The sequence below is a fragment of the Streptomyces sp. NBC_00203 genome, from assembly GCF_045206325.1.
Lineage (GTDB): Bacteria > Actinomycetota > Actinomycetes > Streptomycetales > Streptomycetaceae > Streptomyces > Streptomyces lutosisoli.
The window spans coordinates 2,268,509-2,290,171 of sequence record NZ_CP108126.1 but is presented as its reverse complement, the minus strand read 5'-3'; the positions used below and the strand labels follow the sequence as shown (position 1 = coordinate 2,290,171).

24 protein-coding genes are annotated in these 21,663 nt (G+C 71.2%); 18 read left to right on the top strand and 6 right to left on the bottom strand.

Annotated features, from left to right (window positions below):
• The first annotated feature begins 259 nt into the window (after nt 1-259).
• The 11 genes from OG975_RS10580 to OG975_RS10530 all read left to right on the top strand — a co-directional run bounded on the left by OG975_RS10580 (nt 260) and on the right by OG975_RS10530 (nt 11,049).
• On the top strand, nt 260-1,387 hold the full coding sequence (locus OG975_RS10580; RefSeq protein ID WP_327427651.1) for a ParA family protein: 1,128 nt from the start codon (nt 260-262) through the stop codon (nt 1,385-1,387).
• A complete protein-coding gene (locus tag OG975_RS10575; protein WP_406328879.1) occupies nt 1,372-1,944 on the top strand; it encodes a hypothetical protein in 573 nt (190 codons plus the stop codon). Before OG975_RS10580 ends, OG975_RS10575 begins: the two co-directional genes overlap by 16 nt.
• Nucleotides 1,945-1,962: 18 nt before the next feature.
• A complete protein-coding gene (locus tag OG975_RS10570; RefSeq protein ID WP_406328878.1) occupies nt 1,963-3,237 on the top strand; it encodes a segregation/condensation protein A in 1,275 nt (424 codons plus the stop codon).
• Nucleotides 3,234-3,890: an SMC-Scp complex subunit ScpB gene (gene scpB / locus OG975_RS10565; RefSeq protein WP_406328877.1), complete on the top strand. Its 657-nt coding sequence runs from the start codon at nt 3,234-3,236 to the stop codon at nt 3,888-3,890. The genes OG975_RS10570 and scpB overlap by 4 nt, the downstream gene beginning before the upstream one ends.
• The gene (locus OG975_RS10560; RefSeq protein WP_406328876.1) at nt 3,890-5,032 is read left to right on the top strand and encodes a pseudouridine synthase; all 1,143 of its coding nucleotides are present in this window, start codon (nt 3,890-3,892) and stop codon (nt 5,030-5,032) included. The genes scpB and OG975_RS10560 overlap by 1 nt, the downstream gene beginning before the upstream one ends.
• Nucleotides 5,033-5,164: 132 nt before the next feature.
• Nucleotides 5,165-6,238 (top strand): sigma-70 family RNA polymerase sigma factor, encoded by a 1,074-nt coding sequence (locus OG975_RS10555; protein WP_406328875.1) that lies wholly within the window; start codon nt 5,165-5,167, stop codon nt 6,236-6,238.
• A complete protein-coding gene (locus tag OG975_RS10550; protein WP_406328874.1) occupies nt 6,235-6,810 on the top strand; it encodes a TIGR03086 family metal-binding protein in 576 nt (191 codons plus the stop codon). Before OG975_RS10555 ends, OG975_RS10550 begins: the two co-directional genes overlap by 4 nt.
• A 27-nt stretch (nt 6,811-6,837) precedes the next feature.
• On the top strand, nt 6,838-8,313 hold the full coding sequence (locus tag OG975_RS10545; RefSeq protein WP_406328873.1) for a DHA2 family efflux MFS transporter permease subunit: 1,476 nt from the start codon (nt 6,838-6,840) through the stop codon (nt 8,311-8,313).
• Between the two features lie 181 nt (nt 8,314-8,494).
• Entirely contained in the window at nt 8,495-9,253 is a 759-nt protein-coding gene (locus tag OG975_RS10540; RefSeq protein WP_406328872.1) for an NUDIX hydrolase, read from the top strand.
• Nucleotides 9,250-10,272, top strand: a complete 1,023-nt coding sequence (locus tag OG975_RS10535) for an ADP-ribosylglycohydrolase family protein (RefSeq protein ID WP_406328871.1) — start codon at nt 9,250-9,252, stop codon at nt 10,270-10,272. The genes OG975_RS10540 and OG975_RS10535 overlap by 4 nt, the downstream gene beginning before the upstream one ends.
• Nucleotides 10,273-10,275: 3 nt before the next feature.
• Nucleotides 10,276-11,049, top strand: coding sequence for a DNA polymerase beta superfamily protein (locus tag OG975_RS10530; protein WP_406328870.1), 774 nt, complete (start codon nt 10,276-10,278; stop codon nt 11,047-11,049).
• Here the strand turns inward: OG975_RS10530 and OG975_RS10525 are convergent.
• The 4 genes from OG975_RS10525 to OG975_RS10510 form a co-directional block, all read right to left on the bottom strand.
• Entirely contained in the window at nt 10,954-11,763 is an 810-nt protein-coding gene (locus tag OG975_RS10525) for a DNA polymerase beta superfamily protein (RefSeq protein WP_406328869.1), read from the bottom strand. The genes OG975_RS10530 and OG975_RS10525 overlap by 96 nt on opposite strands.
• A gap of 22 nt (nt 11,764-11,785) precedes the next feature.
• On the bottom strand, nt 11,786-12,205 hold the full coding sequence (locus tag OG975_RS10520) for a Rieske (2Fe-2S) protein (RefSeq protein WP_406328868.1): 420 nt from the start codon (nt 12,203-12,205) through the stop codon (nt 11,786-11,788).
• The gene (locus tag OG975_RS10515; RefSeq protein ID WP_406328867.1) at nt 12,202-12,786 is read right to left on the bottom strand and encodes a DUF6529 family protein; all 585 of its coding nucleotides are present in this window, start codon (nt 12,784-12,786) and stop codon (nt 12,202-12,204) included. The genes OG975_RS10520 and OG975_RS10515 overlap by 4 nt, the downstream gene beginning before the upstream one ends.
• A gap of 77 nt (nt 12,787-12,863) precedes the next feature.
• Nucleotides 12,864-13,532: a hypothetical protein gene (locus OG975_RS10510; RefSeq protein WP_406328866.1), complete on the bottom strand. Its 669-nt coding sequence runs from the start codon at nt 13,530-13,532 to the stop codon at nt 12,864-12,866.
• Between the two features lie 176 nt (nt 13,533-13,708).
• Here OG975_RS10510 and OG975_RS10505 point away from each other — a divergent pair, with 176 nt between their 5' ends.
• The 6 genes from OG975_RS10505 to der all read left to right on the top strand — a co-directional run bounded on the left by OG975_RS10505 (nt 13,709) and on the right by der (nt 18,803).
• The gene (locus OG975_RS10505) at nt 13,709-14,146 is read left to right on the top strand and encodes a YidB family protein (protein ID WP_406328865.1); all 438 of its coding nucleotides are present in this window, start codon (nt 13,709-13,711) and stop codon (nt 14,144-14,146) included.
• A 115-nt stretch (nt 14,147-14,261) separates the two neighbouring features.
• Nucleotides 14,262-14,624: a chorismate mutase gene (gene aroH, locus OG975_RS10500; protein ID WP_327427636.1), complete on the top strand. Its 363-nt coding sequence runs from the start codon at nt 14,262-14,264 to the stop codon at nt 14,622-14,624.
• Nucleotides 14,621-15,706: a prephenate dehydrogenase gene (locus tag OG975_RS10495; protein WP_406328864.1), complete on the top strand. Its 1,086-nt coding sequence runs from the start codon at nt 14,621-14,623 to the stop codon at nt 15,704-15,706. The genes aroH and OG975_RS10495 overlap by 4 nt, the downstream gene beginning before the upstream one ends.
• A 169-nt stretch (nt 15,707-15,875) precedes the next feature.
• Entirely contained in the window at nt 15,876-16,571 is a 696-nt protein-coding gene (gene cmk, locus OG975_RS10490) for a (d)CMP kinase (RefSeq protein WP_406328863.1), read from the top strand.
• Nucleotides 16,529-17,242: a lysophospholipid acyltransferase family protein gene (locus OG975_RS10485; protein ID WP_369257281.1), complete on the top strand. Its 714-nt coding sequence runs from the start codon at nt 16,529-16,531 to the stop codon at nt 17,240-17,242. The genes cmk and OG975_RS10485 overlap by 43 nt, the downstream gene beginning before the upstream one ends.
• Nucleotides 17,243-17,318: 76 nt before the next feature.
• Nucleotides 17,319-18,803 carry a ribosome biogenesis GTPase Der gene (gene der / locus OG975_RS10480; RefSeq protein WP_327427632.1) on the top strand — a complete coding sequence of 495 codons (1,485 nt, stop codon included), beginning with the start codon at nt 17,319-17,321 and terminating at the stop codon, nt 18,801-18,803.
• A 68-nt stretch (nt 18,804-18,871) separates the two neighbouring features.
• Here the strand turns inward: der and OG975_RS10475 are convergent, their stop codons facing one another.
• Entirely contained in the window at nt 18,872-19,309 is a 438-nt protein-coding gene (locus OG975_RS10475; RefSeq protein WP_406328862.1) for a hypothetical protein, read from the bottom strand.
• A 238-nt stretch (nt 19,310-19,547) separates the two neighbouring features.
• Nucleotides 19,548-20,324: a hypothetical protein gene (locus OG975_RS10470; protein WP_381256901.1), complete on the bottom strand. Its 777-nt coding sequence runs from the start codon at nt 20,322-20,324 to the stop codon at nt 19,548-19,550.
• A 535-nt stretch (nt 20,325-20,859) separates the two neighbouring features.
• Here OG975_RS10470 and OG975_RS10465 point away from each other — a divergent pair.
• The gene (locus OG975_RS10465; RefSeq protein WP_406328861.1) at nt 20,860-21,537 is read left to right on the top strand and encodes a transglycosylase family protein; all 678 of its coding nucleotides are present in this window, start codon (nt 20,860-20,862) and stop codon (nt 21,535-21,537) included.
• Nucleotides 21,538-21,663: the final 126 nt, after the last annotated feature.

The following is a 21,663-nucleotide window of genomic DNA, read 5'->3' as shown; positions in this document are numbered from 1 at the left end:
AAGGTAACTCTTTAACCGATTCGCACACCGGTGAAACCTGCTGTGCGACGGCCTTACGCCCTTGACAGAGGGGTGTTCGGTTGCCGACACATCGGGTCGGGTCCGGCGGATTGTGTTGCTGCGGACCGGTGACACGCCATAGAGTCGCCAACCGTCGGCATGGTGCCACGCTGACCTATCTAGAAGTTTCCTGGTCACCAAGGAGGTAAGACGACTTGTGAATGAGTCGACATTTACTCCCGGGGGTGGTCAACCAGGAATGCCGGCGCGGGGCCAGAGCCCCACGGGGCTCGAGGCTGTCGGCTCCGTCGCTGTCCGCACCTTCGCAGCCCAAAAGAGTCCCCGGATGACTCAGACAGCACACCAGAGCATGGATGGCCATCACGTGAACGCCATGGCCGGCAACGGAAGTGGCGAGAACCGCACCCACTTCGCCGACTACGACGACCTGCCCGAGGGGCACTTCTACGACCCCGACGCCGAGTACGAGCCCGATCCCGAGTACGCGGCCACGCTCGCGCCCGACGCTGCCCGTCAGCGCCGTGAGCGCGTCGGTCCGACCGGCCGCCCGCTGCCGTACTTCCCGATCCCGGGCCCGCTGACCGACCACGGCCCCGCGAAGATCATCGCGATGTGCAACCAGAAGGGCGGCGTCGGCAAGACGACGTCGACCATCAACCTGGGTGCCGCGCTCGCGGAGTACGGACGCCGGGTCCTGCTCGTCGACTTCGACCCGCAGGGCGCGCTCTCGGTCGGCCTCGGCGTCAACCCCATGGAGCTCGACCTCACCGTCTACAACCTGCTCATGGAGCGGGGCATGGCGGCCGACGAGGTGCTCCTGAAGACGGCGGTCCCGAACATGGACCTGCTGCCCAGCAACATCGACCTGTCCGCCGCCGAAGTGCAGTTGGTGAGCGAGGTCGCCCGCGAGTCCACGCTGCAGCGCGCCCTGAAGCCGCTGATGGCCGACTACGACTACATCGTGATCGACTGTCAGCCCTCGCTCGGCCTGCTCACCGTCAACGCCCTGACGGCGGCTCACAAGGTGATCGTGCCCCTGGAATGCGAGTTCTTCGCCCTCCGCGGTGTCGCACTGCTCACCGAGACCATCGAGAAGGTCCAGGAGCGGCTCAACCCGGAGCTGGAGCTCGACGGCATCCTCGCCACGATGTACGACTCCCGCACGGTGCACAGCCGTGAGGTGCTCGCGCGCGTGGTGGAGGCCTTCGACGATCACGTCTACCACACGGTGATCGGCCGGACCGTCCGCTTCCCGGAGACCACCGTCGCCGGTGAGCCGATCACCACGTACGCCTCCAACTCCGTCGGGGCCGCCGCTTATCGCCAGCTCGCCAGGGAGGTGCTCGCCCGGTGTCACGCCGAGTGAGTCTGCCGGGGGCCGACGAACTGTTCCGTACCACCGGGGGAATGGCGCTCCAGGCGTCCACACCCTCACGCCGGACCAACGGCGAGGCCCGGGTACCGGCTCCGGCCGGTGAGAGCGACGCGGCCGCCGCCGGGGAGGACGCGCCGCAGTCGGTGCCCGTCCAGGGCGGTGACGGCGAGGGCGACGAACATGTCGCCGCCGACTCCGAGTCCGACGGAGAGTCCCGCAGCCGGGGCGCGGCTCCGGAGCGCTCCGGGCGACGTCAGACGGCGCAGGAAGGTTCTGCCGCCGGGCAGTCGTCCTCGTCCCGCGGTAAGCGTTCTCGTGCCGCCAACCGCCGGCCCAGCGGGCGGGAGCGGCACGACGAGAAGATCACGGTGTACGTGTCGGCCGAGGAGCTCATGGACCTCGAGCACGCCCGCCTGGTGCTCCGCGGGGAGCACGGGCTCGCGGTCGACCGTGGACGGATCGTCCGCGAGGCGGTCGCCGTGGTGCTCGCCGATCTGGAATCCCGCGGGGACGCGAGCATCCTCGTACGACGGCTCCGCGGGCGGTAGCGGTAGCCTGCGACGGCTATGACCTCGAACGACGTGCCTGTCCCCGCCGGTGGCTCCGCCGGTCGTCGGCGTGCGCTGGGGCGGGGGCCCGGGGCGGCGCCCCCGGCTGAGGCTCCGGCCGAGGTTCTGCCGCCTTCGGCGGAGCCCGAGCCGCCTGCGGCTGAGGGCGAGCCTGTGGTCGAGGACGGCACTTCGTCTGCGGACCGTGGGGCGTTGCGCCCACCCGTCCCGCCCAGCGGGACGACTGCCCACAACGCCGGCGGAGCTGTCGAGGAAGCGCCTGCCGCTGCTAGGACCGAAGCTCCTGCCGAGACCGGCGCTCCTGCCGAGCCAGAAGCTTCCGCCGAGCCCAGCGCTCCTGCCGAGCCAGAAGCTTCCGACGAGCCAAAAGCCTTCGTGGAACCCGAAGGTCCCGCCGGGCCCAAAGCTTCTGTGGAACCCGAAGCTTCCGCCGAAGCCGGTGACGGTGTCTTCAAGGTGCGGCTCTCGAACTTCGAGGGGCCCTTCGACCTGCTGCTTCAGCTGATCTCGAAGCACAAGCTGGATGTCACCGAAGTGGCGCTGTCCAAGGTCACCGACGAGTTCATGGCGCACATCAGGGCCATGGGACCGGACTGGGACCTCGACCAGACGACCGAGTTCCTGGTCGTCGCGGCCACGCTGCTCGACCTCAAGGCCGCCCGGCTGCTGCCCTCCGCCGAGGTGGAGGACGAAGGTGACCTGGCCCTCCTCGAAGCGCGGGACCTGCTCTTCGCGCGGCTGCTCCAGTACCGCGCGTACAAGCAGATCGCGGACATCTTCAACGCGCGGCTGGAGGAAGAGGCCCGCCGCTACCCCCGTACCGTCGGGCTCGAAGCCCATCACGCCGAGCTGCTGCCCGAGGTGGTCATCAGCATCGGGGCGGAGGGGTTCGCGAAGCTCGCCGTGAAGGCGATGCAGCCCAGGCCCAAGCCGCAGGTGTACGTCGATCACATCCACGCGCCGCTGGTCAGCGTGCAGGAGCAGGCCGGGATCGTGGTGGCGCGGCTGCGGGAGCTCGGGGAGGCCAGTTTCCGCGCGCTCGTCGAGGACACCGACGACACCCTCACCGTCGTGGCCCGGTTCCTGGCCCTTCTGGAGCTCTACCGGGAGAAGGCCGTCGCGCTCGACCAGGAAGAGGCGCTGGGGGACCTGATGGTGCGCTGGACGGGCGGGGACGGGGACGAGCAGCCGACGGTGACGGACGAGTTCGACCGGCCGCCCGAGGAAGCCAAGGACGAGGCCAAGAAAGACGCCAAGAAGGAGAAGGCGTGAGCGAGGACACCACCGAGATCCCGACAGGGCTGCGCACCGTCGCCGACCTCGATCTCAAGCCTGCCCTGGAGGCCGTTCTCATGGTCGTGGACGAGCCCGCGACCGAGGAGCACCTCGCGAAGATCCTGGAGCGGCCCAGGAGGCAGGTCGCGGACGCGCTGCGTGAGCTGGCCGACGAGTACACGGTCCAGGACCGTGGCTTCGAGCTGCGGCTCATCGCGGGCGGGTGGCGTTTCTACAGCCGGCCCGAGTACGCGGCGGCCGTCGAACGCTTCGTCCTGGACGGGCAGCAGGCCCGCCTCACCCAGGCGGCCCTGGAGACGCTGGCGGTCGTCGCGTACCGCCAGCCGGTCAGCCGATCCAGGGTCTCGGCGGTCCGCGGAGTGAACTGTGACGGTGTGATGCGCACCCTGTTGCAGCGGGGTCTGGTCGAGGAGGCGGGCACGGAACCCGAAACAGGTGCGATCCTGTACACGACGACGAACTACTTCCTGGAGCGAATGGGCCTGCGCGGCCTGGACGAGCTCCCGGAGCTCGCGCCCTTCCTTCCGGAGGCGGACGCGATCGAGGCAGAGACGCTGGAAGGGGTCCCGTCGTTCGATCCGGATGCACCGGATGCAGATGCAGACGACACGACGACGACGGAACTTTGATGCGAAGCAGTGGCAGTGGCAGGAACAGCGGGCGCGGCAACCCCCGGGGGACCGGTGGGGGCGGCGGCGCCCGAGGGACCGGTGGACGCGGCTCCCAGCCGAGGAGCGGGGGCGGACGCGGCTCCCAGCCGAGGAGTGAGGCAGGGCGCGACGACAAGCCGAAGCGCGAGAGCAAGCCCCGCCCCGAGGAGCGCCGCTACGACGTGGGCCCCGGCGCCTCCAAGGACGGCCCGAAGTCCGGGCGCGGCGCGTCCGCGCGCGGCGGCGCGAAGGGCGGCCCCAGGCAGGGCCAGCAGCGCGGCGGCCGTACGGAGCCCTCGCGCTCCCGCGAGTACGAGACGCGGGCCGAGGAGCGCAACCGGGACCGGTACGCGGGCAAGCCGGAGATCAAGACGCCCAAGACCTTCCCGGGCGCCGAGCAGGAGGGCGAGCGGCTGCAGAAGGTGCTCGCGCGCGCTGGCTACGGTTCGCGGCGTGCCTGCGAGGAGCTGGTCGAGCAGGCCCGGGTCGAGGTCAACGGCGAGATCGTCCTGGAGCAGGGTCTGCGCGTCGACCCGGAGAACGACGAGATCAAGGTCGACGGACTGACGGTCGCGACGCAGTCGTACCAGTTCTTCTCGCTGAACAAGCCCGCCGGTGTCGTCTCCACCATGGAGGACAACGAGGGCCGTCAGTGCCTCGGCGACTACGTGACGAACCGCGAGACGCGGCTCTTCCACGTCGGGCGGCTCGACACCGAGACCGAGGGCGTCATCCTGCTCACCAACCACGGTGAGCTGGCGCACCGGCTGACCCACCCCAAGTACGGCGTGAAGAAGGTCTACCTCGCGCACATCGTGGGCCCGATCCCGCGCGACCTGGGCAAGCGGCTCAAGGACGGCATCCAGCTGGAGGACGGGTACGCGAAGGCGGACCACTTCCGGGTCGTCGAGCAGACCGGCAAGAACTACCTGGTCGAGGTGACCCTCCACGAGGGCCGCAAGCACATCGTGCGCCGCATGCTCGCCGAGGCCGGCTTCCCGGTCGACAAGCTCGTGCGCGTCTCCTTCGGGCCGATCACCCTGGGCGACCAGAAGTCGGGCTGGCTGCGCCGCCTGTCGAACACCGAGGTCGGCATGCTCATGGCCGAGGTCGGCCTCTAGGCCCCACGGTTTCGTACGTACGACGGCCGGTCCCGGAACTTCTCCGGGGCCGGCCGATTCGTTTTCGCCGCTCCGCCGGTCTGTACCGGTGAACGATCCGCCGGTCTGTGCCGGCGAACGAAGGGAGCGGGGATGGCTGCGACGACGGACCGCGACGAATTCGTACGGCTGACCGATCCGTACCGGCGGGAGCTGCTCGCCCACTGCTACCGCATGCTCGGGTCGGTCGACGACGCCGAGGACCTGGTCCAGGAGACGTATCTGCGGGCCTGGCGGTCGTACGACGGCTACGAGGGCCGGGCGTCCTTGCGGACCTGGCTGCACCGGATCGCCACGAATACGTGTCTGACGGCTCTGGAGGGCCGGGTGCGGCGTCCGCTGCCCTCGGGGCTCGGGGAGCCCTCAGACGCGCCTGAGGAGCCTCTGAGGGCCCGTGCGACGGACGTCCCGTGGCTGCAGCCGCTGCCCGACGCGCTCGTCGACCCGGCGACCGTCGTGGCGGCGCGGGGCAGCCTGCGGCTCGCGCTCGTCGCCGCGCTTCAGAATCTGCCGGCCCGGCAGCGGGCCGTGCTCATCCTGCGCGACGTGCTGGCCTGGCGGGCGCCCGAGGTCGCCGCCCTGCTCGGCACCTCCACGGCGGCCGTCAAAAGCACCCTCCAGCGCGCGCGTGCCCGGCTCGACGAGGTGGCGCCCGACGAGGACCTGGTGACCGAGCCGGACGGCCCCGAGGACCGCGAGCTGCTCGACCGCTACATGGCGGCCTTCGAACACGCCGACATGGACGCGCTGCTGGGGCTCCTCCAGGACGGTGTCGAGCTGGAGATGCCTCCCTACTTGGAGTGGTTCACCGGCACGAAGGACGTGCTGCGCTTCCTGGGGGCGCGCGTCGGCGAACCGGGGCGCGTGCGGATGGTGCCCACGCGGGCCAACGGGCAGCGCGCGGTGGGGGCGTACGAGCGGGGCGCGGACGGCGTGCACCGGGCGCACTCGCTTCAGGTGCTCCATGTGCGCCTCCTGCACGCCCCGCGCGCGCACGACGTGCACGCCCCGCGCGCGCATCTCGCGAACGCCCCACACGCGCTCGGCGTACGCGGCGTGCACTCCTCGCACACGCCCGGCGTGCATGAGGTGCGCATCGCGCGGATCACCGCCTTCCTCGATCCGGAGTTGTTCGGGCGCTTCGGTCTGCCCCAGGTGCTCTCGTGAACTCCGGTGAGCTGTTGGAACGCTCGCTCGCGTACACCCTGGGACGCGTCACGAGCGTGCGGCCGGGGAGCCTGGAGCGGGCCACACCGTGTGCCCAGTGGGACCTGGGGGCGCTGCTCGACCACCTCAACGACTCGCTCGACGCGCTGTACGAGGGGCTGACCGGAGGGCGGATCGGTCTCGTCCCGACGGGGGATTCCGATCCCGCCTGCGGCTTCCGCGGGCGGGCGTGTGCGGTGCTCGGTGCCTGGGCCGCGGGTCCCGTGGACTCCGTCGTGATCGGCGACAAGCCGCTGGACGTCAGGGTGATGACCGCCGTCGGGGCCGTGGAGATCGCCGTGCACGGGTGGGACGTGGCACAGGCCTGCGGGAGGCCGGGTCCGATCCCGGCCGCGCTCGCCGCCGAACTGCTCCCCGTGGCGCGCTGTGTCGTCGCGGACGCCGACCGGGGCGTGCGCTTCGCGGCGCCCTTCGACGTGCCCGCGTGCGCGCGGCCCGGCGACCGGCTCCTCGCCTTCCTGGGGCGTCGCGATTCCTTTTCGGACCCGGCCCGGTCTGCCTTCCGTGAGTGATCCCTTGACCTCACGAAAGGAACTGTCATGGCTGACACCCTGCGTGCCCCGGGCCGTGAACCAGTCGCCGGTGCCGCGCCGCCACGCCGCGCGTGGACCGTCGTACTGGCCGGACTCGGGGCGCTGCTCTGCTCCCTCGACGTGGTCGTCGTCTCCACCGCGCTGCCCGCCCTGCAGGCCGACTTCGGGGCGAGCCTGTCCGACCTGGAGTGGACGATCAACGCGTACAACTTGGTCTTCGCCTGCCTCACCCTGACCGGCGCCGCGCTCGGCGACCGCTTCGGGCGGCGCCGCATGTACGTCGTCGGGCTCGCCGTCTTCACGCTGGCGTCGGCGCTGGCGGCGCTCGCGGGCGGTCCGGGGCAGCTCATCGCCGCGCGGGTGGTCCAGGGCGCCGGCGCGGCCGTCCTGCTGCCGCTCACGCTGACCCTGATCAGCGAGGCGTTCCCGGCCGAGAAGCGGGGCGTCGCGATCGGCCTGTGGGGCGGGGTGACCGGGCTCGGTGTGGCCGCCGGGCCGGTGCTCGGCGGCGCCGTCACCGAGGGCCTGTCCTGGCAGTGGATCTTCTGGCTGAACGTGCCGACGGGGCTCGCGATGCTGCCGCTGGCGGCCCTCAAGCTCCGGGAGAGCCACGGTCCCCGTCCCCAGCTCGACGTCGTGGGACTTGTCCTCGCGGCCGTGGGTCTGACCGGTCTCGCCTGGGCGCCGGTGCGGGCGCCGGAGGCGGGCTGGGGGAGCGCCGAAGTGCTGGGCGCGCTGGCTGTCGGCATCGTCTTCGTGGCGGCCTTCCTCGGCTGGGAGCGGTCGCGGGCGCGCTACCCGATGCTGCCCCTCGCGTACTTCAGGAGGCGCGGCTTCTCCACCGCCAACGGCGCGGTCTTCCTGATGTTCATGTCGCTGCTCGGCTCCCTGTTCATGATCTCGCAGCTCTTCCAACTCGGCCTGGGCAACTCCCCGTTGGAGGCGGGCGTCCGGATCCTCGTGTGGACCGGCATGCCGCTGGCCGTCGCGCCGGTCGCGGGCGCGCTCGCCGACCGGTTCGGGAACCGGCCCTTCATGCTGGGCGGCCTGGTCCTCCAGGCGGTCGGACTCGGGCTGCTGGCCCGGCAGATCGAGCCGGGTGTCAGTTACGGGAGTCTGGTCCTGCCGCTGATCGTCGCCGGCATCGGCATCTCGATGGTCTTCCCCACGGTCGCGAACGCCGTGACCTCGTCGGTGCCGCCGGGCGACGCGGGAGTCGCGGCCGGCGTCAACAACGCGCTGCGCGAGCTGGGCGGGGTCTTCGGAGTCGCGGTCGCCGCGGCCGTGTTCACGCGGTACGGGGGCTACGGCTCGGCCGCGAGCTTCGTCGACGGCTGCGGGCCCGCGCTGTGGGTCTCGGCGGGGGCGGCGGCGGTGGGCGCACTGGTGGCGGCGTTCGCGCCGTCGCGCGCTGAGGCCCGGAAGCCGGACGCGTCGTACGCCCCGGCTCAGCAGCAGGAGGTTTCCCGCGTCCGGGCCTAGACCCTGTCGGCCTGGAAGTTGACACCTTCTGTCGCCCCGGCCTCAGAGGCCGACAATTCTCGCTCCTCGGTGCTCGAAGACCGTCAAATACCCGCTCACAGGGGCTTGTAGACGCCCGCTCACCTCTTTATAGTCGTAATGACTATTAGTCGATCTGACTATTAATAGGGGGTGGGTGGGCGTGCTCGCACGGGAAGGCCGCGCACCCGGGGGCAACGCACCCGAGGGCTACGACAAGTACGCGTTCGAGCCCTTCGCCGTCACCGTCGACCTGGCCGTCCTCACGGTCCGGGCGGGCGCGCTCCAGGTGCTGCTCGTCGAGCGCGGGCAGGAGCCGTACGCGGGCCGCTGGGCACTGCCCGGCGGTTTCGTGCTGCCGGACGAGTCCGCGGAGACCGCGGCCCGGCGCGAACTCGCCGAGGAGACAGGCCTGTCGGACACCTCCGGACTCCACCTGGAACAGCTGCGGACGTATACGGAACCCGAGCGCGACCCCAGGATGCGGGTCGTCTCCGTCGCGTACGCCGCGCTGCTCCCGGACCCTCCCGAGCCGCGCGGCGGCGGTGACGCGGCACAGGCCCAGTGGCTGCGGTACAACGCTCTCGGTCCGCTCGCCTTCGACCACGACCGGATCCTCGCCGACGCCCACGAACGCGTCGGCGCCAAGCTCGAGTACACCTGTCTCGCCACGTCCTTCTGTCCGCCCGAGTTCACCCTCGGAGAGCTGCAGCAGGTCTACGAGACCGTGTGGGGCACCGCCCTCGACCGGCCCAACTTCCGGCGCAAGGTCCTCGCCACGCCGGGCTTCGTCGAACAGGTCCCCGGTGCCGCGCGCCTCACCGGAGGCCGCGGCAAACCCGCCGCGCTCTACCGGGCGGGCGGCGCCAAGGCCCTGTACCCACCCCTGCTGCGTCCCACCTCGGAAGGACGGCCCTCATGACCACCACGACGCTCGCCAAGCGCGCCGCCACCGGCTCTCTGCTCGGACTCGCGCTGGGCGACGCGCTCGGGTTCCCCACCGAGTTCAACTCCGTGCCGGCGATCCTCGCCAAGTGCGGGCCCTGGCGGCAGATGCGGCTGCCCAAGCCCGCCACGGTCACCGACGACACCCAGATGACGCTGGCGCTGGCGCGGGGGCTGCGCACGGCCATGGACCGCGGCCTGCTCGGCCCGCTGCGGATGGAACGGCCGGTGCGCGAGGAGTTCGTGGACTGGTACCAGTCGCCCGACAACAACCGCGCGCCCGGCCGCACCTGCCTGGTCGCCTGCAACCTCCTCAAGAACGAGCAGCGCCGCTGGCAGGAGGCCAGCCAGATCGGCTCCAAGGGCTGCGGCGCCAACATGCGTGTGGCACCCGTCGGGCTCGTACGAGGGCTGAGCGACGAACAGCGGGCGGGCGCCGCGCAGTTCCAGGCCGCGCTCACCCATGGACACCCCACGGCGCTCGCCGCCTCCGACCTCACCGCGCACGCGATCTGGCTCCTCAGTCAGGGCGCCGAACCGATGGGACTCGTCGGGATGCTGCGGTCGTACGCGTACGAGAACCGCCACCGGTACCACGCGCGCTGGCTCGGCGACCTGTGGACCTTCAGCGAACACCCCACGGCCGAGAGCTATATCGCGCACGGCTGGGACGAGTGCCTGACCGCGCTGGACGACCTCCGGCACGCCGTGCGCACCGTCTCGCCCGAGACCGACCCCTGTCTCGCCACCGGCGGGGGCTGGATCGCGGAGGAGGCGCTCGCCACCGGCCTCCTCTGCTTCCTGCTCTTCGTCGACGAACCCCTCACCGCGCTGCGCCGGGCCGCCTGCACCTCCGGCGACTCCGACTCGATCGCCTGCCTGACCGGCGCCTTCGCGGGCGCCCACCACGGCTCGGACGCCTGGCCGACGGAGTGGGCCGACCGCATCGAGTACCAGGGCGATCTCATGTCGCTGGGGGCGCTCTGGGACGCTTGAGGGATGACTGACGACGTCCTGGACATCGACCTCGCGGCCGTGGTGGCCGAACAGCCCGACCCGGTGCTGTTCGCCACCGTCTCCGGGGCGCACCTCTACGGCTTCCCCTCGCGTGACTCCGACGTCGACCTGCGGGGCGTCCACCTGTTGCCGACGGCCGAACTGGTCGGGCTGCGCGAGCCCGAGGAGACCCGGTCGCGGATGTGGGACCGGGACGGCGTCGAGATGGACCTCGTCACCCACGACCTGCGCAAGTTCGTACGGCTGATGCTTCGGCGCAACGGCTATGTGCTGGAGCAGCTGCTGTCGCCGCTCGTCGTGCACACCACCGACGAGCACCGCGAGCTGGCCGGCCTCGCCCCCGGTGTCCTCACCAGCCACCACGCCCACCACTACCGGGGGTTCGCGACGACGCAGTGGCGGCTCTTCGAGAAGACCGGCGAACTCAAGCCGCTGCTCTACACGTTCCGTGTGCTGCTCACGGGCATTCACCTGATGCGCAGCGGCGAGGTGCAGGCCGATCTGCCCACGCTGCTCAGGCAGATCGACGCTCCCGCGTATCTGCCCGACCTGATCGCCGCGAAGGCCGAGCAGGAGCACGGGGCCGCGGACGTCGCCCACGCGCGCGTGCAGGACGACGTGGAGCGGCTGCACACCCTGCTGGACGAGGCGCAGGACGCCTCAGCGCTGCCGGACGCCCCCTCCGCGTACGACGCCCTGCACGCGTTCGTCGTCAGGGTCCGCCTGGAGGGCTTCCGGGGCGGTCTGGAGGGCTGAGGCCCGGCGCACGCGGATCAGGAAGTCCTCGACGCGGGCCTGGTCGGGCTCGGGTGGCAGGGGGCTTTTCGAAGCCGCCTCGTCCGCCTCCGCCGCCAGGCGGGACATCCGGGTCTCGAACTCCGGCCAGGGGATTTCGCCCCGCTTCACCGCGAGCAGCGGCTCGCGCTGGTCGCCGACGTCGATCGTCAGGGCGCCGGTGCGCAGCAGGTCGCGGGAGCTCAGCAGGAGGCGCAGGAGGTGCATGGCGTGCTTCCAGCGGGGCGCGCCGTGCCGGCGTACGTCCGCTTCCAGCTTCTTGTGCTGGCCCAGCGCATAGCGGGCGAACGTGTCGTGCGCCTGGCGGGAGAGGAACGCCTCGCGGAGGGCGAGGAGTTCGCGGCCCGTGTCGTCGGCGTACTCGACGAGAGGGGAGTGCAGGCACTCCAGGATGTTCGGGTTGGCGCGCAGCGCGAGGGCGCAGAAGCGCTCCAGCTCCCAGCTGAACTGCTCCTCCGCCGGACCCTCGACATGCGTCGGCGGCTTCTCGAAGCGCCAGAAGAGCGGCGTCGGGGCGAGGAACACGCCCCGACGGTCCGTGTCGCTGTCATCCGTGGCCAGCCCGAAGGCGCGCGACCCCATCACGCAGGAGTAGATCGTGTGGTCGCGCACCAGGGACACCGTGGACACTATGGGCGTCGGGGACACCAGGGGCCCCGGGGACTCGGAATGCATGTCCCGGAGCGTACGTGCCGCCTCACGCCAGGCGGATCGAATTTCCGTCCACCGTGATCTTCGCCGCGGGCAGCGGACGCGGCGCCGGACCCGCCTCCACCGCCGCGTTCTCGATGCTGTACTTGCTGCCGTGGCAGGGGCAGTTGATGGTGCCGCCCGAGACGGAGGTCACCGTGCAGCCCAGGTGTGTGCAGATCGCCGAGAAGGCCTTGAACTCGTCCTTCGTCGGCTGGGTGACCACGACCTTCTGTTCCTTGAAGATCTTGCCCCCGCCGACCGGGATGTCGCTCGTCGCGGCCAGCTCCTGACCGCTGGGGGCGGCCGCCGCGGACGGCGACGATGTCGACGAGTCGTTGCTGTCGCCGTAGTTGCTGCACCCCGCGAGCAGCGCGGAAGTCCCTGTCGCGAGAAGAACCGTGCGTCGCGTCGAACGGTTGGTCATGTCGTCACTCCGAACGTACGGAAGAACCAGAGGGCGGACGTCAGCCAGATGGCCGTCAGGACGGCGAAGACGAGACCGCCGACGATCGGCAGCAGCCAGCCGGGAAGTCGCTCCGAGCGGAGCAGCAGCATCTTGGCACTGAAAGCGCCGAAGAAGAAGCAACCTAGGACCGAGTGCCACAAAACGCGCGGTTCGTACGTCTGATAGCCCAACGCGTACAGACAGTGCACCGCGACCGGTACCGCCACCAGGAACGCGATCCGCCCCGACCAGCGGTGCAGCACCGGCGCCCAGCTGGGCCCCGGCAGCTTCCCGTACACCATGAACGCCGAGACGAGCTGGACGAGCGCGAAGAAGAACGCCGTCGTCGCCAGCCATGACTTCACGGCGCCCGTGCTGCTGAAGCCGGCGAGGTTGAAGGCGGTCCCCGTCGGGTCGTGCACCTTGCCGTACGCGCCGAGCCCGACCGCGACCGCCGCGGCGACCAGGGCCGGGACGAGATAGCGGGCCGCGCCGGGGCGGCGGTGGGCGGGCTGGGGAGACGGGAAGCCCTGGGTGGCGGCGTTCGGGTCCACGGTCATGATCGGCTCCCTGCGGAGGAGGGGGTCGGACGAGGAGGCCGGGTCGGGGTGCGGGCCCGGCGGTGAGGCATGCGGCGTCAGGGAGTGACGGGGCGTGCGGTCAGGGTCTGGCCGTCGATCGTCACGGCACCGGTCTCCGGGTCGATCTCGGGTGCCGCCGAGGGCTTGCCGTCGCGGTCGAGGATGCCGACCTGTTTGCCGCCGGGCAGCACGATCCAGCCGCCGTCGATCTTCGCGCCCCGCACGGTGGCCGTCGCCCGGTACAGCCCGGACGGCCTGACCGCCTTGTCGGCGGTGAAGCCATAGCGCTGCCCGCCCAGGTCGACGGTGCCGCGGATGCTCTTGCCGTCCTTGAGCGTGCCGTTCAGCTCGGCGCCGTTCTTGCCGGTGAGCTTCATGGTGCCGTCGTCCTTGACGTCGCCCTTCAGCCACGACTCCTTGTCCCGCCCGTCGCAGAAGTACGCGATCGCCTTGCCGTCGCGCAGGGAGACCGCGACCGCCGAGGAGTCGTCGTCGGTACGGCCCGCGTAGTCGGCGTTGGGAATCGCGCTCTTCGAAGGGCTGGGGGACGGGGCGGCCGTCGTGGGCGACGAACTGGGCGCCGGGCTCGCCGACGCCTTGGGGCTGGGCGACTCCTCCCGGTACGACGACGCGCTCTTCGTCCCTGTCGTCGCGTTGAGCGACAACATGAACACGCCGAGCAGCAGCCCCGCGAGAAGGGTGAGAAGGGGTCCTGGACGCTTCATGCGGGCCTCCCCCGAGGCGAGTCTCCTGCCATGAGAGCGGACCCGCGCCCCCGCGTCCAGAGGCGCACGGGTGTGTTCTCACTACAAGTGGCGGGATAGGGCAATTCGAGTGACATTGACAGGGTCTGAGGCCGGGCGGTCACCTACCCCCGGCCGCACTCTCGAAAGGCGTGACCATGGCGGGTAACGATCTCGGCAGCTTGCTGGGCAGTCTCCTCGGCGGAGGCGGCCAGGGCAGTACCTCGGGCGGTGCCGGCGCGGGCAACATCCTGGGCGCGCTGCTCGGCGCCCTGGGCGGTGGCGGTTCGAGCGGCAACGGCGGCAACCCTCTGGGCGGGCTGCTGGAGATGCTCACCAAGTCCGGCCTGGTGGACCAGGCGCAGTCATGGGTCGGCACCGGCGAGAACAAGCCCGTGAGCGGCGACCAGATCACCCAGGCGCTGCCCGGCGAGACGCTCCAGAAGGTCGCCGACCAGGCCGGCGTCAGCCCCCAGGAGGCCGCGGACCAGATCGCGCAGAGCCTGCCCCAGGCGGTCGACAAGCTGACGCCGGCCGGCCAGCTCCCGCAGGCCGGTACCTCGCTGGAGGACCTCATCAAGCAGCAGTCGCTCTGAGCCGTGCCCGGTGCGCGGCGGCCGTCTCGTCAGGCGGGCGCCGCGCACCCGCGCTTTGCGGGCTGACTACGCTGGTGTGACAAGACGAGTACGTAGATCAGCGAGGAGTATCACCGTGGCGGTACGAGCGGTCCGGGGCGCCGTCCAACTGGAGCGGGACGAGGCCGGGCACATGGACGAGCAGGTCAGCGAGCTGCTCACCGCCATCCTGGAGCGGAACGCGCTCACCACGGACGACCTGATCAGCATCTGGTTCACGGCGACGCCCGATCTGCACAGCGATTTCCCGGCGGCCGCGGCCCGCAAGCTCGGCATCGTCGACGTACCGCTGATCTGCGCGCAGGAGCTGGACATCGAGGGTGCGATGCCCCGTGTCGTACGGGTCCTCGCGCACATCGAGTCGGACAAGCCGCGCGCCGACATCGTGCACGTCTACCTGGGTGCCGCGGGCGCACTCCGCAAGGACATCGCCCAGTGAGGACCGCACTCGTCATCGGAACCGGCCTGATCGGTACGTCGGCGGCCCTCGCGCTGGCCGCGCGCGGTGTCGTCGTCCACCTCGCCGACCACGACCCGGAGCAGGCCCGTACGGCCGCCGCGCTCGGCGCCGGCACGGACGAGGCGCCCGAGGGGCCCGTCGACCTCGCGATCGTGGCGGCGCCGCCCGCGCACGTGGCCGCGACGCTCGCCGACGCCATGCGGCGCGGGGTCGCCCGCGGCTACCTCGATGTCGCCAGCGTCAAGGGCGGTCCGCGCCGCGAGCTGGAGGCGCTCGGCCTCGACCTCTCCTCGTACATCGGCTCGCACCCCATGTCGGGCCGCGAGAAGTCCGGCCCGCTGGCCGCGACCGGCGACCTCTTCGAGGGCCGTCCCTGGGTGCTCACCCCCACCCGTGACACGGACACCGAGGTCCTGAACCTCGCCCTGGAGCTGGTGTCGCACTGCCGTGCCGTGCCCGTCGTCATGGACGCGGACGCCCATGACCGGGCCGTCGCGCTCGTCTCGCACATGCCGCACCTGGTGTCCAGCATGGTCGCCGCGCGCCTGGAGCACGCGGAGGAGGCGGCGGTACGACTCTGTGGCCAGGGCATCCGTGACGTGACCCGCATCGCGGCCTCCGACCCCCGGATGTGGATCGACATCCTCTCCGCGAACCCGGGGCCGGTCGCCGACCTCCTCGCGGACGTCTCCGCCGACCTCGACGAGACGGTGCAGGCCCTGCGCGCCCTCCAGTCCTCCGACGAGGCCAAGCGCCGCGTGGGCGCCGGCGGCATCGAGGACGTCCTGCGGCGCGGCAACGCCGGCCAGGTCCGCGTCCCCGGCAAGCACGGTTCCGCTCCGCGGGCGTACGAGGTCGTGGCCGTCCTCATCGACGACCAGCCGGGCCAGCTGGCCCGCATCTTCGCCGACGCGGGGGTGGCCGGGGTCAACATCGAGGACGTACGCATCGAGCACGCGACCGGCCAGCAGGCCGGCCTGGTCCAGCTGATGGTGGAACCGAAGACGGTGCCGGTGCTGAGCGCGGCGCTGCGGGAGCGGGGCTGGGCACTGCGGCAGTAGACCACTGGCCGACTGCGGCAGAGGGCCGCTCGCCGGCCGCGGCGGCGGGCCCTTGCCGTGGGGCCCGGGAAGGGCCAGTAATACGGGGTCCAGGGAGCCAGTAACCTTGTGCGGGGCGCCATCGTGTCCCGTACAGACCTCCACCCCGCACCAGGAAGGTGTTCCCACCGTGGAAAACGGCGCCGCCCGGACCGCCCCGGCTGTGATTGTCGCCATCGACGGCCCCTCCGGCACGGGCAAGTCGAGCACCTCGAAGGCCGTCGCCGCGCAGCTCGGGCTGAGCTACCTGGACACGGGGGCCCAGTACCGGGCGATCACGTGGTGGATGGTCAGCAACGGCATCGACATCACGGACCCGACCGCGATCGCCGCCGTGGCCGGCAAGCCGGAGATCATCTCCGGGACCGACCCGGCCGAGCCGACCATCACGGTCGACGGGACCGACGTCGCGGGCCCGATCCGCACGCAGGAGGTCACCTCCAAGGTGAGTGCGGTCAGCGCGGTGCCCGAGGTGCGCGCCCGGATCACGGAGCTGCAGCGCTCGCTCGCCGCGTCCACGGAGAACGGGATCGTCGTCGAGGGGCGCGACATCGGCACCACCGTGCTGCCGGACGCCGACCTGAAGGTCTTCCTCACCGCCTCTCCGGAGGCCCGCGCCGCCCGCCGCAGCGGTGAGCTGAAGGGCGCGGACATACACACCACCCGCGAGGCCCTGCTCAAGCGCGACGCGGCCGACTCCAGCCGCAAGACCTCCCCCCTCGCCAAGGCGGACGACGCGGTCGAGGTGGACACCTCCGACCTCACGCTCCAGCAGGTCATCGAGTGCGTCGTCACCCTCGTCGAGGAGAAGCGGGCCGCCAAGTGACCGCACCCTCGGAGCGGGGCGCCGAGGTCGGGCGCCGCATCGGCGTCGGCCTGATGTACGGGCTGTGGAAGCCGCGCGTGCTCGGCGCCTGGAAGGTCCCCGCGACCGGCCCGGCGATCCTGGCCGTGAACCACTCGCACGCCATCGACGGTCCGATGGTCATGGGCGTGGCGCCCCGGCCCACGCACTTCCTGATCAAGAAGGAAGCGTTCATCGGCCCACTCGACCCCTTCCTGCTCGGCATCGGCCAGGTGAAGGTGGACCGCGAGACCACCGACCGTACGGCGATCACCCAGGCGCTCGGTGTCCTGTCGGGCGGCGGCGTCCTCGGGATCTTCCCGGAGGGCACCCGGGGCGAGGGCGACTTCGCCTCACTGCGTGCCGGGCTCGCCTACTTCGCCGTACGCAGCGGGGCCCCGATCGTCCCGGTGGCGGTCATGGGAAGTTCCGAGAAGAGCAGCCGGTTGATAAAGGGGCTGCCCCCGCTGCGCAGCCGGGTCGACGTCGTCTTCGGCGACCCCTTCGAGGCGGGCGACGGCAGCGGACGGCGTACGCGCAAGGCGCTGGACGAGGCGACCGTCCGCATCCAGAAGCAGCTGAGCGCCCACCTGGACCACGCCAGGCGTCTGACCGGACGCCCGGAAAACGCCGGGCGCCCCGCCGGGCACTAGGCGACACTTGTGTAGTGGATCACCCGATATACGGGCGGTCCACCGATCACCACGAAAACGACGAGGTACGGACTTCATGAACGACCACATCCAGCCCGACGGCTCGGCCGGCCCGGCCGAGCACGAGCACGGGGCGCTTGGCGATGCCGAGTACGCGGAGTTCATGGAGCTCGCCGCGGAAGAGGGCTTCGACATCGAGGACGTCGAGGGCGCGATCGAGGAGGCGGGCCACGGCCCGCTGCCCGTCCTCGCCGTCGTCGGCCGTCCGAACGTCGGCAAGTCGACCCTGGTGAACCGCATCATCGGCCGCCGCGAGGCCGTCGTCGAGGACAAGCCCGGCGTCACCCGTGACCGCGTCACCTACGAGGCCGAGTGGGCGGGCCGCCGCTTCAAGCTCGTCGACACCGGCGGCTGGGAGCAGGACGTCCTCGGCATCGACGCGTCCGTGGCCGCGCAGGCCGAGTACGCGATCGAGGCGGCCGACGCGGTCGTCTTCGTCGTGGACGCCAAGGTCGGCGCGACCGACACCGACGAGGCGGTCGTACGGCTCCTGCGCAAGGCCGGCAAGCCCGTCGTCCTGTGCGCCAACAAGGTCGACGGCCCGAGCGGCGAGGCCGACGCCTCGTACCTCTGGTCCCTCGGTCTCGGCGAGCCGCACCCCGTCTCCGCGCTGCACGGCCGTGGCACCGGAGACATGCTGGACGCCGTCCTGGAGGCGCTGCCCGAGGCCCCGGCGCAGACCTTCGGCACCGCGGTGGGCGGCCCCCGCCGTATCGCCCTCATCGGTCGCCCGAACGTCGGCAAGTCCTCGCTGCTGAACAAGGTGGCCAACGAGGAGCGTGTGGTCGTCAACGAGATCGCGGGCACCACCCGTGACCCGGTCGACGAGCTCATCGAACTCGGCGGGATCACCTGGAAGTTCGTCGACACGGCGGGCATCCGCAAGCGCGTCCACCTCCAGCAGGGCGCCGACTACTACGCCTCGCTGCGTACCGCCGCCGCCGTCGAGAAGGCGGAGGTCGCGGTCATCCTGATCGACGCCTCCGAGAACATCTCGGTCCAGGACCAGCGCATCGTCACGATGGCCGTCGAGGCGGGCCGCGCGATCGTCCTCGCCTTCAACAAGTGGGACACCCTCGACGAGGAGCGCCGCTACTACCTGGAGCGGGAGATCGAGACCGAGCTCCTCCAGGTGGCGTGGGCGCCCCGCGTCAATGTCTCGGCGCGCACCGGCCGGCACATGGAGAAGCTCGTCCCGGCGATCGAGGCGGCCTTGGACGGCTGGGAGACCCGCGTCCCGACCGGCCGGCTGAACGCGTTCCTCGGCGAGCTGGTCGCCGCCCACCCGCACCCGGTCCGCGGCGGCAAGCAGCCCCGCATCCTCTTCGGTACGCAGGCGGGCACCAAGCCCCCGCGCTTCGTCCTCTTCGCCTCCGGCTTCATCGAGCACGGCTACCGCCGCTTCATCGAGCGCCGGCTGCGTGAGGAGTTCAGCTTCGAGGGCACGCCGATCCACATCTCGGTGCGGGTGCGCGAGAAGCGCGGCGCCAAGAAGAAGTAGGCAGTAGCGGCAACGGGTAAGGGGCGGCTCCTGGGGGAGCCGCCCCTTACCCGTTGTTGTTTCTTGTTTCAGAGTCCCCTGCGCGGTGCGGGCGGCAGCGCGGCCGGGATGTGGTGCATTCCCGTGCTGTGCTGCCGCCCGCTCGGCTGCCAGACGGCGGTCGTCGTCGCGGTGTGCCCCTGCTGCGCGGCGCTCTGGCGGGCGGAGTGCGCACCCGCGCTGTACGAGTTGAACGAGTTGTACGAGCCGAAGGAACTCGTCCCGTGCGGCAGGCTCCCGAACGCCGTGAAGCCCAGATCCTCTTCGCCGTGCCGGTCGCCGGGCAGGGCCCTGAAGGATCTGACCCACTCGGCATAGAGCGCGTCGTAGATCGGCGTGGCCGACGGGCCGCCCGGAGGATCCTGAGCCGGCCGCGACGTGGGTACTTCCCTGCTCGAACGGAGTGGAGAGCTGGCGGGAGGGACCGGCTGGAAGGGCCGGCGGCGGGGGACGTCATAGGTGTGCACGTACGTGCCAACGACCCCGCCGCCCAACGGATGCGGCCAGCAGAACGCTTTCGCAGGTCACCGGGAGCGCGCAGCGCCCTAAAGGGGCGCGGGGAACTGCGCGACCAGCCACAGACGTCCTGCAGCCGACAACGCACGCGCAGTGCCCCGACAGGGGCGCGAGGAACTGCGCGACCAGCCACGACTCACCCGCACCCGACAACGCACCCGCAGTTCCCCGCCCAACCCAGCGGAGCGATCACGTGCCGGCGAGCGGCATCGCGCTGGCCACCAGCTTCCCGTTGGCCGCCGCCTTGTCCAGCGCGTCGCGCAGCAGGTCCTCGCGGGGCTGGCGGCCGATCGACCCGACCGGCGCCGCGAACAGCAGCACCTGCTGATGCTTGTTGGCGGCGGCCCGCCAGCTCTCGGCGACCTGGAGCGCCTGGTGCGCCTGCCACCAGGCGACGGGCGAGCCGCCCCCGGTGCCCGGCTGGAGCACGGCGTGCAGCTGTCCCGCGGCGAGCAGCACGGACCAGCCGTGCAGCACGGGCGGCACCGAGCTCAGCTCGGTCACCGGCATGAAGCCCTGCTCGATGAGGAGGGGCAGGAAGTCGTCGCCGATGTCGGTCGAGCCGGGGCGCACGATCGGCCCGGTCGGCTCGACGACGAGCGCCGGGTGCAACTCGCCGCTGATCAGGACGAGTCCGCTGGTGACGCCGAGCACGGCCTGTTCGGGCGCGGCCTGGGCGGGTACGCCGCCGTCGGGGTTGATCGAGCGGACGGCGCCCTGCAGTTGCTCCTCGGTGACCTGCACGACCTGTGAGGGCAGACAGGTGGCGTGGGCGAAGGCGAGGACGGCGGTCTCGTCGCCGATGAACAGGACGGTGCTGGTGCGCTCCTGTTCCGAGTCGCCCGGGGTGCGGCAGGACGTGCAGTCGTAACTGCCCGGGGCGTTCTCTCCGGCGAGCAGGCGGTCGGCTTCTTCGTTGCCGATCTCGGCGCGTACGTCGTCGCTGACGTCGAGCATGCGCGGCACGGTGGCTCCTCGGGATGCGGTGCGGGGTGAGGCCGGGTGGCTCCCGGCCCATGAACCGGGGGTCCCCGGCTCATGAAGATGACAACGGGCGATCTGTGGCCGGAGTCACGCCCGGGAGCGAACGGAATCGAACCATCCGACGCGCAGGGTGAGGCAACCTGCGGAATCTGTCACTCCAAGTCAACTTCTAGGAATTCCAAGGAAGTTGAGTCGGTGAGGTGAGTCACAGATCACCAGGGTGACAGGTCGACAAATCCGGAAATCACCCAATGAAGTGGGTGGCCGAAAATCGACGATACTCGCGGTAACGGCGAACTGGCCTCGAATGACAAGGAGTTGGTTGATATCGGGGCGACAAGGTCCCTAGATTCCTCGACCGTGTGCAACGAGCACCGCTCGGGTACGTCCGCCGGCCGAACCAAGCCAGCTCGCAGCACAGCCTCCGGCGGACGGGGCGGAGCGCGACGACCGCGTCCTACACGCAGGGAAGCGCGCCCCGCCTTGGGGGACCCCGGGTGTTCCGAGAGGGAACTACATGTCCGCATGTGCCGAGAACACTCAGAACACGCATAAGGCTCGTACGACGACCAAGGCTCGTACGACGGCGGTCCTCGCCGGGGCGGCACTGCTCGCCCCGCTCGGACTGCTCGCCGCGACCGGCGACGCCGCCGCGGCCGACAGTGGAGTGTGGGACCGCATCGCGAAGTGCGAGAGCGGCGGGAACTGGCACATCAACACCGGCAACGGCTACTACGGAGGACTCCAGTTCTCCGCCGGCACCTGGCGCGCGTACGGCGGCACCTCCTACGCGTCGACCGCCGACAAGGCCTCCAGGGCCGCGCAGATCGCCGTCGCCACCAAGGTCCAGCGCGCACAGGGATGGGGCGCGTGGCCCACCTGTTCGGCGCGCGCCGGAGCGTACGGAAACGCGCCCGCGTCCTCGGGCGCCGCGACGGCCGGAGGAACGGCCGTCACGAAGTCGACGCCCAAGTCGGCCCCGTCGAAGTCGAAGCCGCCGAAGGCGCCGGCACGACCGTCGGGCCACACCAACCGTGACGCCTCCCGCGGCGACTACACCGTCCGCGGCGGCGACACGCTGAGCGGTATCGCAGCGCGGCACGGGACCACCTGGCGGAAGATCTACGCCGCCAACCGGGCCGTCATCGGCGGTGATCCCGACCTGATCGTGCCCGGGCAGCGGCTCGACCTCTGAGTCCCGCTCCCCCCGTCCTGGCACGGGGCCCCGCCCGGTCCTCCGACCGGGTGGGGCCATGGCCGCCCCGGGCGCGGCTCAACGGGCGGGCGGGGCGCGCTGCATAGCGTGGACCGATGTACCTCA